This window comes from Kitasatospora sp. NPDC051164, assembly GCF_044455625.1.
GTDB lineage: Bacteria > Actinomycetota > Actinomycetes > Streptomycetales > Streptomycetaceae > Kitasatospora.
Map to the genome: position 1 here is coordinate 85,560 of NZ_JBITFB010000009.1, position 14,551 is coordinate 100,110.

Consider the following 14,551-nt stretch of genomic DNA (forward strand, 5'->3'; position numbering starts at 1 on the left):
GGGTACGCTGCCGAGCCATGGCCACCACCCCGCCTCCGGTCCTGGTCACCCGGCGCCTCGCGCCCGGTGTCATCGAACGGCTCACCGCCCGCCACGCCGTCACCCGCCACGACTCCGACCAGGCGATGGACCGGGCCGAGCTGCTCGCCGCCGTCCGCGGCCGGCAGGCCGTGCTCACCACCCTGGACGACCGGGTCGACGGCGAGTTCCTCGACGCGGCCGGCCCCGGCCTGCGGATCGTCGCCAACCACGCGGTCGGCTACCACAACGTCGACCTGGCCGCCTGCGCCGAGCGCGGCGTGCTGGTCTCCCACACCCCCGGCGTGCTCACCACCGCCACCGCCGACATGGCCTGGGCCCTGCTGCTGGCCGCCACCCGCCGCCTCGGCGAGGGCGAACGGCTGCTGCGCTCCGGCACGCCCTGGACCTGGGCGCCCACCTTCCTGCTCGGCCTGGAACTGGCCGGGACCCCGCTCGGCGTGCTCGGCATGGGCCGGATCGGCCAGGCGGTCGCCCGCCGGGCCCGCGCCTTCGACATGCCGGTCAGCTACCACAACCGCCGCGAACTGCCGCCCGAGCAGGCCGAGGGCGCCGACTGGAAGCCGCTGGAGGACCTGCTCGCCACCTCCACCGTGCTGGTCGTCACCTGCCCGCTCGGCGACGCCACCCGGCACCTGCTGGACGCCCGCAGGCTGGCCCTGCTGCCGCACGGAGCGGTGGTCGTCAGCATGACCGCCGGCGTGGTGGACGAGGAGGCGCTGGCCGCCGCGCTGGAGTCCGGCGCACTGTTCGCCGCCGCCGTCGACAACTTCGAGCACGAGCCCGCCGTCCCGTCCGCGCTGCTCGCCCAGGAGCGCGCGGTCCTGGCCCCGCACCTGGGCAGCGCCACCGTCGCCACCCGACAGGCGATGGGCGGCCTGGCGGTGGACAACATCCTGGCAGTGCTCGACGGCGAACCGCCGGTCACCCCGGTGCGGCCCTGAGCCGGTAGGGCTAACCCGCTGCCCAGGCCAGGGCGGTGGTCATCACCCGGAAGGCTCCGAAGTGCGCGGCGCCGGGTTCCAGGAAGAGCTCGGCGTCCGGGATGTGGTCGGCCAGCCAGCGGGAGTGGTCGACCGGGGAGAACTGGTCGTCGGCGCCGTGCCAGAGCCAGGTCGGCACCCGGACGGACCCGACGTCGAAGCCCCAGTCGGCGGTGAAGGCCAGCACGTCGTCGATCCAGCCGTCCGCGCCGTGCCGGAACGCCTCCCGGTAGTTGCTCTGCAGCATCCGCCGCAGTCCGCTGTCGGCCACCACCGCCCGGTCGGCGGGGGAGAGTTCGGTGCGCAGCCCGTTCAGCAGCCGGACCGGGTCGTCCTTGATCTGCCGGGAGCGGAACTCCATCGCGTCGGCGATCCGGCCGTGTCCGCGCTCGGCCTCCTGGTACGCGCGGACGTTGGACGGGGTCATCCCCGCGTACCAGTCCAGGCCGGCCGCGTCGCGCGGCGCGAGGCCCACCAGGACCGCGACCCGGCTGACCCGCTCCGGCAGCAGCGCGGCGCAGGCCAGCGCGTGCGGGCCGCCGCCGGAGCGGCCGAGCACCGCGAAGCTGTCCAGCCCGAACTCGTCCGCGATGGCCCGTACATCGGCCGCCGCCGCGTTCACCCGGCGGCCGAACAGCCGGGTCGAGTCGCCGTAGCCGGGCCGGTCGTACGAGATCAGCCGCACGCCCAGCCGGTACAGCACGGTGCTGCGCGGGTGCGGGCCGACCCGGCTGCCGGGCATGCCGTGCAGCAGGAACACCGGTCGGCCGCGTGGGTCGCCGAGGGACTCGACCGCGAGGGCGCGGTCGTCCGCGGTCTTGACCATCCGTAACGACACCTGCGGCCTCCTCAGTGTTCCCGGTCGATTCGGTGCTCCGGGGCGGGTCGGTGCTCCGGGTCGGTCCCCTGCCCCCGGTGGTGCTCGTGCTCCCGGTGGTCCTCGTCCTCCCGGTCGTTCTCGTCCTCCCGGTCGGTGGTGGTGCGGACCTCCCGGCGGGCCTGCCAGGTGGTGTGCTCGCGGGAGATCGCGTCCTCGGCGTCCCGGGCCAGCCGGGCCCAGATCTCCTCGGCCTCCGGCGCGTCGAGGTCCAGCTCGGCGAGTTGGCGCTGGATCTGGGCCAGCTCCTCGGCGGCCAGCCCGTACGCGGCGGCCAGCGGCCGGTACTGGCGCAGTTGTGCCCAGGCGGTGACCGAGGCGGCCACCGCCGAGACGGTGCCCAGCGCGTCGTAGGTGAACGCGCCGAGCGCCCGCAGCAGCGCGAGCACCAGCCCGAGCGCGGGCAGCAGCACGCCCAGCACCCCGGCCCAGTGGCCGGCCCGGGCGCAGTAGCGGGCCTTGGCGCGGTACCAGTCGTGCTGCACCTGGATCCGCTCGCCCAGGTACACCTCGCGGCGCACCGCCAGCGGCTGCTCGCGCAGGTCGCGCATCGCCGCGGTGATCTCCGCCGCGCTCCCGGCCTCGCCCCCCGCCTCGCTCCCCGTCCCGCTCCCGGCCCCGCTCCCCGGCACGGCCACCGGGCTGTCCCGGAAGGCGCCGAGCACCCGGCCGAGCTGGAAGCGGTACAGGCCCTCGGCGTCCGGCAGGGTGCGCGGCGGCGGCTGGTAGGCGTCGGCCCGGACGGCGTACTTCCAGACCAGGGTCTTCACCGACTCGGCGGCCGCCCTGCCCTCGTACCAGAGGCCCTGCGGGTTCTGCCGGCTGATCACCACCGCCAGCGCGACCGCGCCGAGGTAGGCGCCGGCGGCCGGCCAGGCCCAGGGCTCGCCGTCGGCCGAGCCGGTCGCGGCGGCGACCACCAGCAGGACCAGCTCCCAGGCGGAGAGCAGCACCGAGCGCCGCTGGCCGCGCAGCGAGGCCGCGTCGGCGGCCCAGAAGAACTCGGGCAGCAGGTCCCGCTCGCGCACCCAGCCGGTTCGTCCCGCACCAGACGCCATGTTCGGCCCCCACCCGTCGCTCCGGTCGCACCGCTCTCCTGCCCCGGGCGGCTTCCCGGTACGCCTGGCGCGGCCGGGGGCGGCCCGCAATGGCCGGGAAGGCCCGGTGGATTGTCCGGGACTCCCCGTGTTCGTTCCGGTACCGAGCGTGCGCGGCGCCCCGGGGCTCGGCGGGTGCGGCTCAGTAGGTGTAGAGGACCCGCTCGGCGTTGTCGGCCATCTGCCGGGTGTTCCACTCGGTGCCGCCCGGGACGTTGCCGGAGCGGAACAGCGGCGGGGCGGGGGCCTCCCCGGCGGCCGCCCGGTCGGCGAGCCGGCCGACCGCCGAGGCGACCACGGCCTGCATCAGTGCGCTGGTCACGATGGTGGAGACCGGGCCGAAGGTGGTCTCGGCGCCCGGGTGGGTCAGCTCTCCGTCGCCGACCGCGATCTTGCTGTCCAGCACCACGTCGCAGTGGTCCTTCAGGTAGGTGCCGGAGGGGTGGGCCGAGGGCACCTCCTCCGGGTAGGCCAGCGAGGTCACCCCGATCACCTTCAGGCCGCGGTCCCGGGCGTACCGGGCCAGCTCGACCGGCATGACCTGGCGGCCGGACAGCGAGATCACGAACAGCAGGTCGCCGGTGCTCGCCGGGGTCAGGTCCAGGGTCGCGGTGGCCAGCCCGGAGACCCGCTCCAGGGCGCTGGACAGGGGAGCGGGCATCACCGTCACCCCGGTCGTCCCGGGCACGTTCAGCAGATTCATCGGGACCAGCCCGCCGGCCCGGTAGACCACGTCCTGGGCCGGCAGCGAGGAATGTCCGGCACCGAAGGTGAAGACCCGGCGACCCTCGGTCATCGCCTCCGCCAGCAGCGCGGCGGCGGCCTCGATGGTGTCGGCCTCCTCCTCGCGCACCCGCTGGAGGTGGGCGATCGCGGCGTCGAAGTACCTGCCGACCAGGTCGTTCATCGGGTGCCTCCGCTCTCTGCCGGTGAGGGAGCCGGCCGGGTGGGGCGGTCCTGGTGGTCCAGACCGCCGGTGGAGAAAGCTACGGCCAGCACGGTCGCGTCCCGGCCGTACCGCTGTCAACAGGAACGAAATCCCGTACCCGAAGCCCCCGGGCGGCCCCGGTTGTCGCCTCGGTACGTCAGAATTGGCGATGAGGACACCGAAGAACGGAGCCAGCGGCGATGTCTGGGCTGATCGACACCACTGAGATGTACCTTCGCACCATCCTGGAGCTGGAGGAGGAAGGCATCGTCCCGATGCGCGCCCGGATCGCGGAGCGCCTGGAACAGAGCGGTCCCACGGTCAGCCAGACGGTCGGCCGGATGGAGCGCGACGGCCTGCTCCAGGTTGCCGGGGACCGTCACCTCGAACTCACCGAGGACGGCCGCCGCCTCGCGGTGCGCGTCATGCGCAAGCACCGCATCGCGGAGTGCCTGCTGGTCGACGTGATCGGCCTGGAGTGGGAGCAGGTGCACGAGGAGGCGTGCCGCTGGGAGCACGTGATGAGCGAGACGGTCGAGCGCAAGGTGCTCGCCATGCTCGGCCACCCCACCCAGTCCCCGTACGGCAACCCGATCCCGGGCCTGGACGAGCTGGGTGACACCAAGGCCGAGGGCGAGGGCTTCGACGCCGGGCTCGTCCCGCTGGACACCGTCAAGCCGGGCGAGGCCGGGGCCGACGTGGTGGTCCGCCGGATCGGCGAGCCGATCCAGACCGACAGCGCGCTGATGAGCACCCTGCGCCGGGCCGGCGTCCGGCCGGGTTCCACGGTCAAGGTGAATGCCGGCGTCGCCGGTCTGCTGGTCGGCACCGGGGACACCGCGGCGGAGCTGGGCAAGGACATCGCCCAGCACGTCTTCGTCGCCCAGCCCTGAGGCGCCGACACCGTACGGCCGAGTGGGGGGGGGGGGGGGCCCGCCGCCGGGCCCCCCCCGCCCCCCCCCCCCCCCCCCCACCCCCCGCCCCCCCCCCCCCCGGCGCCGCCCCCCCCGCGCGCCGGGGGGGCCCCCCCCCCCCCCCGGCCGCGCCCCCGACTCGTCCTCCCCGTCCCTCCCTGCTCCCCTCCGCTCCCTCCCTGCTCCCTCCCTGCTCCCTCCCGGGGTTCCCCTCCGGCGCCTCGCCCGGCTTCCCCGTCCGAGCGCCCCTTCCGGCATCCCCCCGCACCGCAATTCCTCCCCTCGGCCGATCATGGCAATCCTTGAGCGCTGTCACTCGTACGAGGGGCTTCTGCGGTTGACCAGCGGGTACACCGAAGCCTTATCCGGACTTGCGCAATCCGGAATCGCGTCGTCGGGGCAGGTGTCATCCGGGCAGGTGCCGTCCGGACGCGCGCCATCCGGACATACATATGACGGGCCCTGCCTCCGGTGGGAGACAAGGCCCGTCACTCGCGCGCGTTGTGTCGCGCGGTGCACGCCCTCGCCCGATAGGCGCAGGGCGGCCGTTCGGGGGAGGTGAACCGGCCGGGGAGCGGCCCCGCTCAGCCCACCACCGCCGGCTGGGCGGCCTGCGCGCCGTGGTGGGCGGGCGACTCGCGGCCGCAGGCGTACGCGAGCGGGCTGATCAGCTCGGCGGCGTCGGGCAGCCAGCGGTTGAGCGCGGAGGGGGAGCGGGCCCACTGGGCGTACCCGGTGGAGCCGATCCGGGACGGCGGGGCGACCGTCCAGTCCCCCTCGCCGCGGGCGACCAGGTCCAGTCGGCCGGGCGGCCAGCCGAGCTTGCGGAGCATCTCCGGGAGCTTGGCCGCGACCCCGGGCAGTACCAGGAAGTGCAGCCGACGGCCGATCCGCCCGGGTGCGGCGGGCAGCACCGCCACCGGGCCGAGCTGGAGGTCCATCCGCTCCATCCGGGCCAGCGCCAGGCAGCCGGCCGTCTCCGGCACGTCCAGGACGTCGAAGGAGCGGCCGGTGGGCAGCAGGATCGAGGCCTGGGGCCGCTCGGTCCACCAGCGCCGCACCGCGCCCGGCCCGGCGCTCGCCTTGCGGGCCCAGTCCGCGTCCATCGGGTGGGCGCCCGGCAGCGTGCAGCGCGGGTCGGCGCAGGAGCAGCGGGCGGGCCCGTCGCCGTCGATCAGCCAGGCACCCGGGGCCACCTCCCAGTGGCGGTTCTCGGCGTAGCCGACGGCTTCGATGAGCAGCGGGGGCAGACCGGCGTTCTTGTCCTGGCCGGAGGCGTCGGGGATGTCTTCCACGCGCTGCTCAACTACCGTGTGTGAGCCTGGTTACGGCCCGACGGTGCCCGGTTGGGCGCATCCCGGCAATGTCACCCGTTCCGGTTACTCGACCGAGTTGGGGCGGCCGAGGGCGGGCGCAGCGGGGGCGCACGGGAGCATTTCCCAGGGCGCAAGGGGGGTGCGGATCGTCACCGTGGGTATCCCGCTGGCGTTGCTGATCGCTAACCTGGTGTCAGATTCCTTGGACGGTCGGACAGTCGGCAACAGATCAGCAGAATCGTCGCCCGCCGGCCGGGACCGGAGGGTGTGGGGAGGCGAAGCCCAATGGCCGCGAGACCACTCGTCGCACGACAGCCCAACGAGCGTCTGCAGCAACTGATCCAGGAGGCCAGCTGCTCCAACGCCGGCCTGGCCCGGAGGGTCAACCTCTGCGGTGCCGAGCACGGTCTGGACCTGAGGTACGACAAGACCTCCGTCGCCCGCTGGCTTCGCGGTCAGCAGCCGCGCGGGCAGGCGCCGGCGGTGATCGCCGAGGCCCTGGGCCGCAAGCTCGGCCGCAGCGTGTCGGTCGAGGAGATCGGCATGGCGGACGGCAAGAACCTGAGCTCGGGCATCGGGCTGCAGTTCGCGCCGACGCTGGGCGCCGCCCTGGAGCAGGTCTGCGAGCTCTGGCGCAGCGACGTCGGCCGGCGGGACTTCCTGACCGGGGCGACGGTCGCCGCCTCGGCGCTGGTGGAGCCCAGCCGGGACTGGCTGATCACCCCGCCGGACCCGGTGGTGGCGCGCACCGGCGGCCCCAGGGTCGGCCCGACCGACGTGGCCGCGATCAAGGCGACCACCGCGATGCTGGTCGACCTGGACCACCGATTCGGCAGCGGGCACGTGCGCCCGGTGGTGGTGCACTACCTCAACTCGGTGGTCTCCGGCCTGCTCGGCGGCGCCTACCGGGAGGAGACCGGCCGTCAACTCTTCGCCGCGGTGGCGAGGTTGACCGAACTGGCCGGCTACATGGCGGTGGACACCGGCCAGCCGGGGCTGGCCCAGCGCTACTACATCCAGGCGCTCCGGCTCGCCCAGGCGGCCGACGACCGCGGCTACGGCGGCTACGTGCTGGCCGCCTCGATGAGCCACCTGGCGGCCACCCTCGGCAACCCGCGGGAGATCGCCCAACTCGCCCGTGCCGCCCAGGAGGGCGCCCGGTCGGTGGCCACCCCGACGGCGATGGCGATGTTCTACGCCGCCGAGGCCCGCGGCCACGCCCTGCTCGGCGACGCCCGCTCCTGCGAGGCGGTGTCGGCCAGGGCGCTGGAGATGATGGAGAAGCGCCGCCCGGAGGACGACCCGGACTGGATCGTCCACTTCGACGACGCCTACCTCGCCGACGAGCTGGCCCACTGCCACCGGGACCTGGAACAGGCCGGCCCGGCCGAGCACTACGCCCGCCGGGCGCTCGACCTGCACCCGCCGACCCGGGTCCGGCGCCGCGCGGTGGACCTGGTGCTGCTGGCCACCGCCCAGTTGCAGCAGCGGGACCTGGAACGCGCCTGCGAGACGGGCACCCAGGCGGTCCGGCTGCTGAGCGGGCTGCGCTCCAACCGGGGCGTGGAGTACCTGGACGAGTTCCGGCGCCGGCTGGAGCCCTACCGGGAACAGCGGGTGGTCCGCGAGTTCCACGCCAGGGCGGACGCGGAGGCGGCCTGACCCGGCGGCGGCCTGATCCGGCGGCGGCCACGGATCGTCTGTGCAGGGAGCGTGACGGATGTCCCGCCCGCGTGGTCACCCGGTGAGGTGAACCGGTAGCGTGGGCGCGACGTCCAAGGAACTGTGATGCTCCCAAGAACCGACGAGATGTGGTCCGCCGTCAGCGCGCGGTCCTGCACAGGTGAGGAATCGCGTTGAGTCAGCGCCGCTCGTACCCCAACTCGGGTGACTTCAACCTGGACGACCTGTTCCGCCCCGAGCCCGGCCAGCCGCCGGGCCAGTCGAGCCAGCCGCAGGGCCAGCAGCAGTTCCCGGGGCAGCCGCAGGGCCACTCCGCGGTGCCGCCGGTGGGGCAGCCGTCCGGGCAGCCGGAGTACCTCGGGGAGGGCGGGCACGCGCTGCCGACCCAGGCCGTGCCCGCGCAGCCGATGCCCGGCCAGGCGATGCCGGGCCAGCCGACGCCCGTGCCCGGGGCCCCGTGGGGTGCGCCGCAGCCCGGGTACGGCGTCCCGCAGGCCGACCCGGCCCCGGAGACCCAGTACCTGCCGCCGTACCCGGCCGGTGACCCGCAGGGGGGCGGCTACCCGGTGCCGCAGGCCCAGCCCGGCTTCCCGCAGCAGCAGCCCGCGCCCGGCTACCAGGCGTACCCGCCGGCCGCGCAGGCCCAGCCGCCCTACCCGGCGCAGGACTACGGCCAGGACCAGCGCCAGGGCTATGCCCCGGATCGCGGGCAGGGCTTCGACGCGACCCAGGCCGGCGGGTCGGGGCGCGGCGGTCGCCCGTCCAACAAGCTGATCATCGGCGGGGTGGTGGCGGGCTGCGCGGCGGCCGGCATCCTGGTCGCCGTCCTGATGAGCGGCGGCACCGACACCAAGGACGGCACGAAGACCACCCCGGTGGCCGCCACCACCACCGGCGTCCCCGGCACGGCGAGCGGGAGCGGCTCCGGCGCCGCCGTCGACCCGGACGTCAAGGCGCAGGCGCAGCCGCTGTCGGACCTGCTGGGCACCGCGAGCGACAGCCGCACCTCGGTGGTCTCCGCGGTCGCCTCGGTGCAGAAGTGCGACAAGCTGCCCGAGTCGCAGCAGGCCCTCACCGCCGCGGCCGGCAAGCGCCGCGAGCTGCAGACCAAGCTGGGCCAGCTGAAGACGGACAAGCTGCCCGGCGGCCAGCAGCTGGTCGAGCAGCTGAACGCGGCGTGGACCGCCTCGGCCCAGGCCGACGACGAGTACGCGGCCTGGGCGCAGGACGCGCAGGCCTCCTGCGACGCGAAGAAGCAGGACAACCAGCACTACAAGAACGCCGTCCAGGCCAGCGGCACCGCGACCACCGCGAAGAAGCAGGCCTCCACGCTCTGGAACACGATCGCCGGCCAGACCGGCCTGCCCAACCGCGGCGACGGCGACCTGTAACCCGGGAGTCGTGGGAGTCCGGGACCGGCGGGACTCGCGGGAGTCGCGGGAGGCACCCGAGCCGCGGGAGACGCCGGACGGACCGAATCGGGGCGGGCCGCGACGGGCCCGCCCCTCGCGTCACGCCGGCGGACGGCCCCCGGTGAGCACCCAGCGGACGTCCACGAAGCCCGGCTGCTGCAGGGTCATCCGGCCGTTCTTGACCACCTGGTAGGTGACCCAGGTGTTCACCAGCCGCGGCGACTCGGTGCTGGGCAGCATGTTGGTGGTGCCCCAGCTCAGCGGCGGGGTGACGCCGGTGTCGATGCCCTCTCCGGCGTCCAGCAGCCCGGTGACCGTCTTCGAGGTGACCGGCTTGCCGGCCTCCGCCAGCTTCTGCGCCACCGTCCGGAAGACCTCGTACGAGACCCAGGTGGTCTGCACCCCGGGGTCGGAGACGTCGATGGTGTTCCCGCCGGTGGTGTCGGCACGCACCACCGAGCGCAGCCCGTCCCAGATCTTCGCCGACTCCGGCGGGTACCAGCTGGTGACGTAGGCGCCGCCGAGCGGGCCGGGGTCGCCGCCGGTGGAGTCGACCACCGACTGCTGCACGCTGCCGATCACCGAGGCGATCCGGGTGTTCTTCGGGTTCAGCCGCCGGTAGGAGTCCAGCAGGTTGCCGGTCGGCTCGGCGGCCAGCGCGCTGGTGACGCAGTTGCCCGGCTCGTCCTTGCCGAGCGCCTTGCGGGCCACCGGGGTGTAGTCGGAGGACTGCTCGGGCGCCTTGACGTCCAGCAGCTTGATCCCGGCCGGCCGCAGCGCGCCGCCGAGGTAGCCGAGCAGGTTGTCACCGGCGGGGGTGTCCGGGCGGACCAGCGCCACGGCCTTGCAGCCGGCCTCGACCAGCTGACGGCCGTTGCCCGCGATCAGCGCCGGCAGGCCGCCGTCCACCGGGTAGGACAGCGGGCTGGAGAACTCGGGCTGGGAGAGCCCGTACCCGCCGATCAGCGGGATGCCGGCGCGCTCCAGCACCGGCATGAAGGCCTCGCCCCACTGGCTGTAGGAGCCGATCACGGCGACGGCCTTGGCGTCCGCCGCCTGCTGGGCGCAGGCACGGGCGCCCTCGACGCTGTTGTGCTCGTTGCAGGTGATCACCCGCAGCCGGTGGCCGTTCAGGCCGCCCTTGATGTTGACGTCCTGGCCGATGGCGGAGGCGAGCGCGGTCATGCCCGGCCGGTCGGCGGAGCGGGTGCCGGACGGGGCCCAGGTCATGACCGTCAGGTCGTCGCCGCCGGCGGCATCGGCCGGTCCGCCGCACGCGGAGGCCGAGAGGAGGGTGGGGAGCAGCGCCGCGGCGGTCGCGGCGGCGGCGATCGGGCGTCGGCGGCGACGCCGCACGATCGGGGGAGGGCCCTGGAACGAGTCCCTTCGGCTGGTCATCGATCTTCCCTCTCTCTGGGCGCACTCCGGCGCACCGGATCCAGCCAAGCCCCGGTGCCACACGCCGAGAGGGCAGAAGTGCGAACGGTCGGCAAACGGCGGCTGAAATCCGGATCGGTACGCGTGTAGATCGCGAGTGGAGTACGAACAGACGGGGAACGTACGATCGTTCACCATGTCCGTCAGCACAGATTCTTCGCACCGGTCCGCCCGAAACCCTTCTCGTCCGGGCCACCGCTCCAGCACGATGGGCGGCATGCTCAACGATCTGCCCTGGTGGCGCTGGCGAGCCCGACTCCGCTCGGCGCTGCACATGCTGTCCGACCCCGGTTTCCAGCAGGAGGCCTGGCTGACCGGCCGGGAGGGGTACGGGGACGTGACCGACGCCGTGTACCGGCTGGTCGAGGACACCTGGCTGGACCGCTGGTCCGCCGAGAAGTACGTGGGCACGATCTTCCGGGACTCCGCCGAGGCCGCGGTGGTCGACGTCGCGGTGCTGCGGGCGGTGCAGATGCTGCACGAGGTCGGCGCGGACGCCCCGGCCTCCGCCTACCTCGGCCACCCCGGCTGGCCGGAGGCCGTCCGGGCCGCCCGCGAGGCGCACGTGCTGCTGGCCGCCAACGACGGGGACGACCCGGACGCGACGCCCAAGTCGCTGGACGTGCTGCGCATCCTCACCCAGGTCTGAGACCCCGGTCCGACCCCGGCCGGGCTCCGGCCGGACGGTGCCGTCCCGCAGTACGGGCAGCGGGGCGGCGGCTGTCCAGGATGTGACACGCTGGACCGTCCACGCACGTCACGAACTCAGAACGGGATACCCCCAGTGGAACAGCAGCCGGCCGGCGCCCAGTACGTCCTCACGCTGTCCTGCCCGGACAAGCAGGGCATCGTCCACGCCGTGTCCAGTTACCTCTTCATGACCGGCTGCAACATCATCGACAGCCAGCAGTTCGGGGACGGCGACAGCGGGCTCTTCTTCATGCGGGTGCACTTCTCCGCCCCCGAGCCGGTCACCGCGGACAAGCTGCGGGCCAGCTTCGCCGCGATCGGTGCCTCCTTCGCGATGGACTGGCAGATCCACCAGTCCGAGGAGCGGATGCGGATCGTCCTCATGGTCAGCAAGTTCGGGCACTGCCTGAACGACCTGCTGTACCGCACCCGGATCGGCGCCCTGCCGGTGGAGATCGTCGCGGTGGTCTCCAACCACACCGACCTGCGGGACCTGACCGAGAGCTACGGGATCCCCTTCCACCACATCCCCGTCACCAGGGACACCAAGGCTGAGGCCGAGCAGCGGCTGCTGGACCTGGTCGCCAAGGAGGACGTCGAACTGGTCGTGCTGGCCCGCTACATGCAGGTGCTCTCCGACCAGCTGTGCACCGAGCTGTCCGGCCGCGTGATCAACATCCACCACTCCTTCCTGCCGAGCTTCAAGGGCGCCAAGCCGTACCACCAGGCACACGCCCGCGGCGTGAAGCTGATCGGCGCCACCGCGCACTACGTCACCGCCGACCTGGACGAGGGCCCGATCATCGAGCAGGAGGTGGCCCGGGTCACCCACGACGTCAGCCCGGACCAGCTGGTCGCGCTCGGCCGGGACGTCGAGTGCCAGGCGCTGGCCCGCGCGGTGAAGTGGCACAGCGAGCACCGGGTGCTGCTCGACGGCGCCCGTACGGTCGTCTTCGCGTAAACCGCGCCCAAGCCGCCGCGTAAGCCGTGTAAGGGGCGTTTACGGCCGCGACAGCAACGGGAGCGCGTGCAGCACCTCGCGGACCGCGGCCCGGTCCCCGTGCTCGCCGACCGGCAGCCGGTCCGGGTCGCGGTGCGCGGCGGCCAACTGGCAGAGCTCCAGGCCGTTCAGCACCATCGAGGCCACCGGCTCCCCGCCGGGCGGCCCCGCGTCCGGGCCGGCCGAGCCGTTCGTGCCTTCGCCCCCGTCCAGCGGGACCAGCCACTCGCCGCCCGCCGGGCCGTCGACCACCAGCCGCAGCCGCCGGGTGGTCCGGCCCCCGCCGTCCGGCGCGGCCGGCGCCCCGGCGTGCTCGGGACGGGCGGCGCGCAGGCCGGCCAGCGCCCGGGGGAGCAGCCGGACCACCAACTCCACCATCTGCCGCAGGTGCTGCGGCGCCGGCGGGTCGTACGGGTAGGCGACCGCGCGGGCCACGTCCTCGCCGTGCACGTAGCACTCCAGGGCGCGGTCCACGAAGGCGTCGCGCAGCGGCAGCACCGCGCAGCCGTAGTCGACCGGGGTGTTGCCCTGCGGGGCGAGCGCGGCGCTGCGCACCAAGTCGTGGGTCTGTCGCCGCCACCGGGAGCGCACCGACTGCGGCGGCAGGGCGCCCTGGTCGGCGAGCATCCGGGCGGTGCGCGCGGTGATCGCGCCGTACGGGCCGCCCTGTGGCGGGACGCGCGGCGCGGCGGGCGGCCCGGCCGGGTCCTGCGGCGGCACCCGCCGTTCGGCGGCCGGGGCGGGGACGCCCGGGGCGGTCGGCACCGGGTCGGGCAGGCCGAGGGCGAGCGCCAGGAAGCCGTCCACGGCGGTCAGCCGGCCGAGCACCTCGGCCGGGCGCAGCCGCTCGGTGCCGCCGTGCCACGGCAGTTCGGCGACCTCCTGCCACTCCTCCGGGCCGAGGTCGCGCAGCAGCGCGTCGAGCTTGGCGGTCTCCGCGGTGTACGGCATGCCCCAGGCGGGGAGGGGCAGTTGGGCCGGGCGGCGGGCCAGGCACCAGTCGAGCACCTGTTGGCGCAGCGAGCCGGGCTGGTCCAGCGGCTCCTCCAGGGAGAGCCAGCCGGCCGCGTCGCGCAGCCGGGCCGCCTCGTCGGCGCACTCCGGGCAGGCGCGCAGGTGCTGTTCCAGGTCGGCGGCGTCGCGGGCCGGGCAGGCGCCGAGGGCCCAGGCGCCGAGCAGCGAGCGCAGGGCGTCGTGCTGCTCCTCCGTGCTGCTCACGTCTCCCCGTCCCCGGCTTCGTCCTGGCGGGCGCGTTCCTCGGCCAGTTCGGTGGCCAGCAGCTCCAGTCCGAGCCGCATCCGCTGCTTGGCGGCCTGCTCGCTGATGCCGAGCAGCCGGGCCGTCTCCCGGTAGGTGCGGCCGTCGTAGTACGTCACCGCGATGGTCTCACGCAGGGGTTGGGGCAGGGAGTCGACCACGTACTGGACACGCGCGGCGGTGGCCACGGCGCGGATCTCCGCCTCGGTGCCCCGGGTGTCGCCGCCCGGCACGAGTTCGGTGGCCCGCCGTGCCCGCAGCCGTTCGACGGCGCGGCGGTGGGTGAGTGCGCCGAGCCAGGAGCGGAGCGTGCCCCGGGCGGGGTCGAAGTCCTCGGGGTGCTCCCAGACGTGGGCGAAGATCTCCCGGGTGAGCTGGACGGCGGCGGTCTGGTCGGCGAGTATCCGCCCGGCCAGGCCGTGCACCATCGGTGCGAGTTGGTCGTAGAGTTCGCCGAGCGCGGTCTCCTCGCCGCGGGCGAGGCGGCGCTGCAACTGCTCGTCCCAGCGCGGGGTCCGCTCCGGGGTGGCCATCGGGATCCACCCTCCTGCCCGGGGTCGCTGGCTTACCCAACGGTATCTTGCGGCCGGTCCACGGCGGGAGGGAATCCGGCAAGAACGGAACCCGTCCTCGCGGATCGCTGTTTCGCGGTTTCCTTGTGTCGGTGGATCGCCGGGTGGGCGTGGAGCGCCGGCTCGGCGGGGATCTTCACATGGTGCGACGGTCGGCTGGTGGGACCGTCCGTCGTCGCCGCTGTTCGAGAGCCGCTGGACATATGTCGCACGGGTGGTTCGCGAGTGGCGGCCGGGGTGCCGGGGTCGTCCGGAGGTAGGTTCCCGACTGCGGGACCGGCGGGTCGGCCCGGGCCGGACGAGCGCCGGTACGAGGCTCGCGAGAGTGAGCGGGACAGTATGCACT

The 14,551-nt window shown here is 74.3% G+C and carries 13 protein-coding genes; 6 read left to right on the forward strand and 7 right to left on the reverse strand.

Annotated elements, in window-relative coordinates:
• Window positions 1–17: 17 nt before the first annotated feature.
• On the forward strand, window positions 18–983 hold the full coding sequence (locus ACIBEC_RS15485) for a D-glycerate dehydrogenase (RefSeq protein ID WP_360494603.1): 966 nt from the start codon (window positions 18–20) through the stop codon (window positions 981–983).
• A gap of 10 nt (window positions 984–993) precedes the next feature.
• On the opposite strand, the gene ACIBEC_RS15490 is transcribed toward ACIBEC_RS15485, so the two are convergent.
• The 3 genes from ACIBEC_RS15490 to ACIBEC_RS15500 all read right to left on the reverse strand — a co-directional run bounded on the left by ACIBEC_RS15490 (window position 994) and on the right by ACIBEC_RS15500 (window position 3,903).
• The gene (locus ACIBEC_RS15490; protein WP_360494600.1) at window positions 994–1,848 is read right to left on the reverse strand and encodes an alpha/beta hydrolase; all 855 of its coding nucleotides are present in this window, start codon (window positions 1,846–1,848) and stop codon (window positions 994–996) included.
• A 23-nt stretch (window positions 1,849–1,871) separates the two neighbouring features.
• Window positions 1,872–2,957, reverse strand: coding sequence for a DUF4231 domain-containing protein (locus ACIBEC_RS15495; protein ID WP_360494597.1), 1,086 nt, complete (start codon window positions 2,955–2,957; stop codon window positions 1,872–1,874).
• A gap of 181 nt (window positions 2,958–3,138) precedes the next feature.
• The gene (locus ACIBEC_RS15500; RefSeq protein ID WP_360494594.1) at window positions 3,139–3,903 is read right to left on the reverse strand and encodes an SIS domain-containing protein; all 765 of its coding nucleotides are present in this window, start codon (window positions 3,901–3,903) and stop codon (window positions 3,139–3,141) included.
• Between the two features lie 221 nt (window positions 3,904–4,124).
• Between ACIBEC_RS15500 and ACIBEC_RS15505 the strand changes: the two genes are divergently transcribed.
• Window positions 4,125–4,817, forward strand: coding sequence for a metal-dependent transcriptional regulator (locus ACIBEC_RS15505; protein ID WP_360494591.1), 693 nt, complete (start codon window positions 4,125–4,127; stop codon window positions 4,815–4,817).
• 605 nt (window positions 4,818–5,422) lie between these two features.
• On the opposite strand, the gene ACIBEC_RS15510 is transcribed toward ACIBEC_RS15505, so the two are convergent.
• Window positions 5,423–6,124, reverse strand: a complete 702-nt coding sequence (locus ACIBEC_RS15510) for a bifunctional DNA primase/polymerase (protein ID WP_360494832.1) — start codon at window positions 6,122–6,124, stop codon at window positions 5,423–5,425.
• Between the two features lie 315 nt (window positions 6,125–6,439).
• Between ACIBEC_RS15510 and ACIBEC_RS15515 the strand changes: the two genes are divergently transcribed.
• Both ACIBEC_RS15515 and ACIBEC_RS15520 read left to right on the forward strand, forming a co-directional pair.
• Window positions 6,440–7,816, forward strand: a complete 1,377-nt coding sequence (locus ACIBEC_RS15515) for a transcriptional regulator (RefSeq protein WP_360494589.1) — start codon at window positions 6,440–6,442, stop codon at window positions 7,814–7,816.
• A gap of 194 nt (window positions 7,817–8,010) precedes the next feature.
• Window positions 8,011–9,228 (forward strand): hypothetical protein, encoded by a 1,218-nt coding sequence (locus ACIBEC_RS15520; RefSeq protein ID WP_360494586.1) that lies wholly within the window; start codon window positions 8,011–8,013, stop codon window positions 9,226–9,228.
• A gap of 120 nt (window positions 9,229–9,348) precedes the next feature.
• On the opposite strand, the gene ACIBEC_RS15525 is transcribed toward ACIBEC_RS15520, so the two are convergent.
• Window positions 9,349–10,647: an ABC transporter substrate-binding protein gene (locus ACIBEC_RS15525; protein ID WP_360494583.1), complete on the reverse strand. Its 1,299-nt coding sequence runs from the start codon at window positions 10,645–10,647 to the stop codon at window positions 9,349–9,351.
• A gap of 175 nt (window positions 10,648–10,822) precedes the next feature.
• On the opposite strand from ACIBEC_RS15525, the gene ACIBEC_RS15530 reads away from it, so the two are divergent.
• A complete protein-coding gene (locus ACIBEC_RS15530; protein WP_360494580.1) occupies window positions 10,823–11,335 on the forward strand; it encodes a hypothetical protein in 513 nt (170 codons plus the stop codon).
• Between the two features lie 135 nt (window positions 11,336–11,470).
• Window positions 11,471–12,337: a formyltetrahydrofolate deformylase gene (purU, locus tag ACIBEC_RS15535; protein WP_396287942.1), complete on the forward strand. Its 867-nt coding sequence runs from the start codon at window positions 11,471–11,473 to the stop codon at window positions 12,335–12,337.
• A 39-nt stretch (window positions 12,338–12,376) separates the two neighbouring features.
• On the opposite strand, the gene ACIBEC_RS15540 is transcribed toward purU, so the two are convergent.
• Complete coding sequence (locus tag ACIBEC_RS15540) at window positions 12,377–13,594, reverse strand: zf-HC2 domain-containing protein (protein ID WP_360494577.1); 1,218 nt, start codon at window positions 13,592–13,594, stop codon at window positions 12,377–12,379.
• Complete coding sequence (locus ACIBEC_RS15545; RefSeq protein WP_360494574.1) at window positions 13,591–14,166, reverse strand: sigma-70 family RNA polymerase sigma factor; 576 nt, start codon at window positions 14,164–14,166, stop codon at window positions 13,591–13,593. Before ACIBEC_RS15545 ends, ACIBEC_RS15540 begins: the two co-directional genes overlap by 4 nt.
• Between the last annotated feature and the right edge of the window lie 385 nt (window positions 14,167–14,551).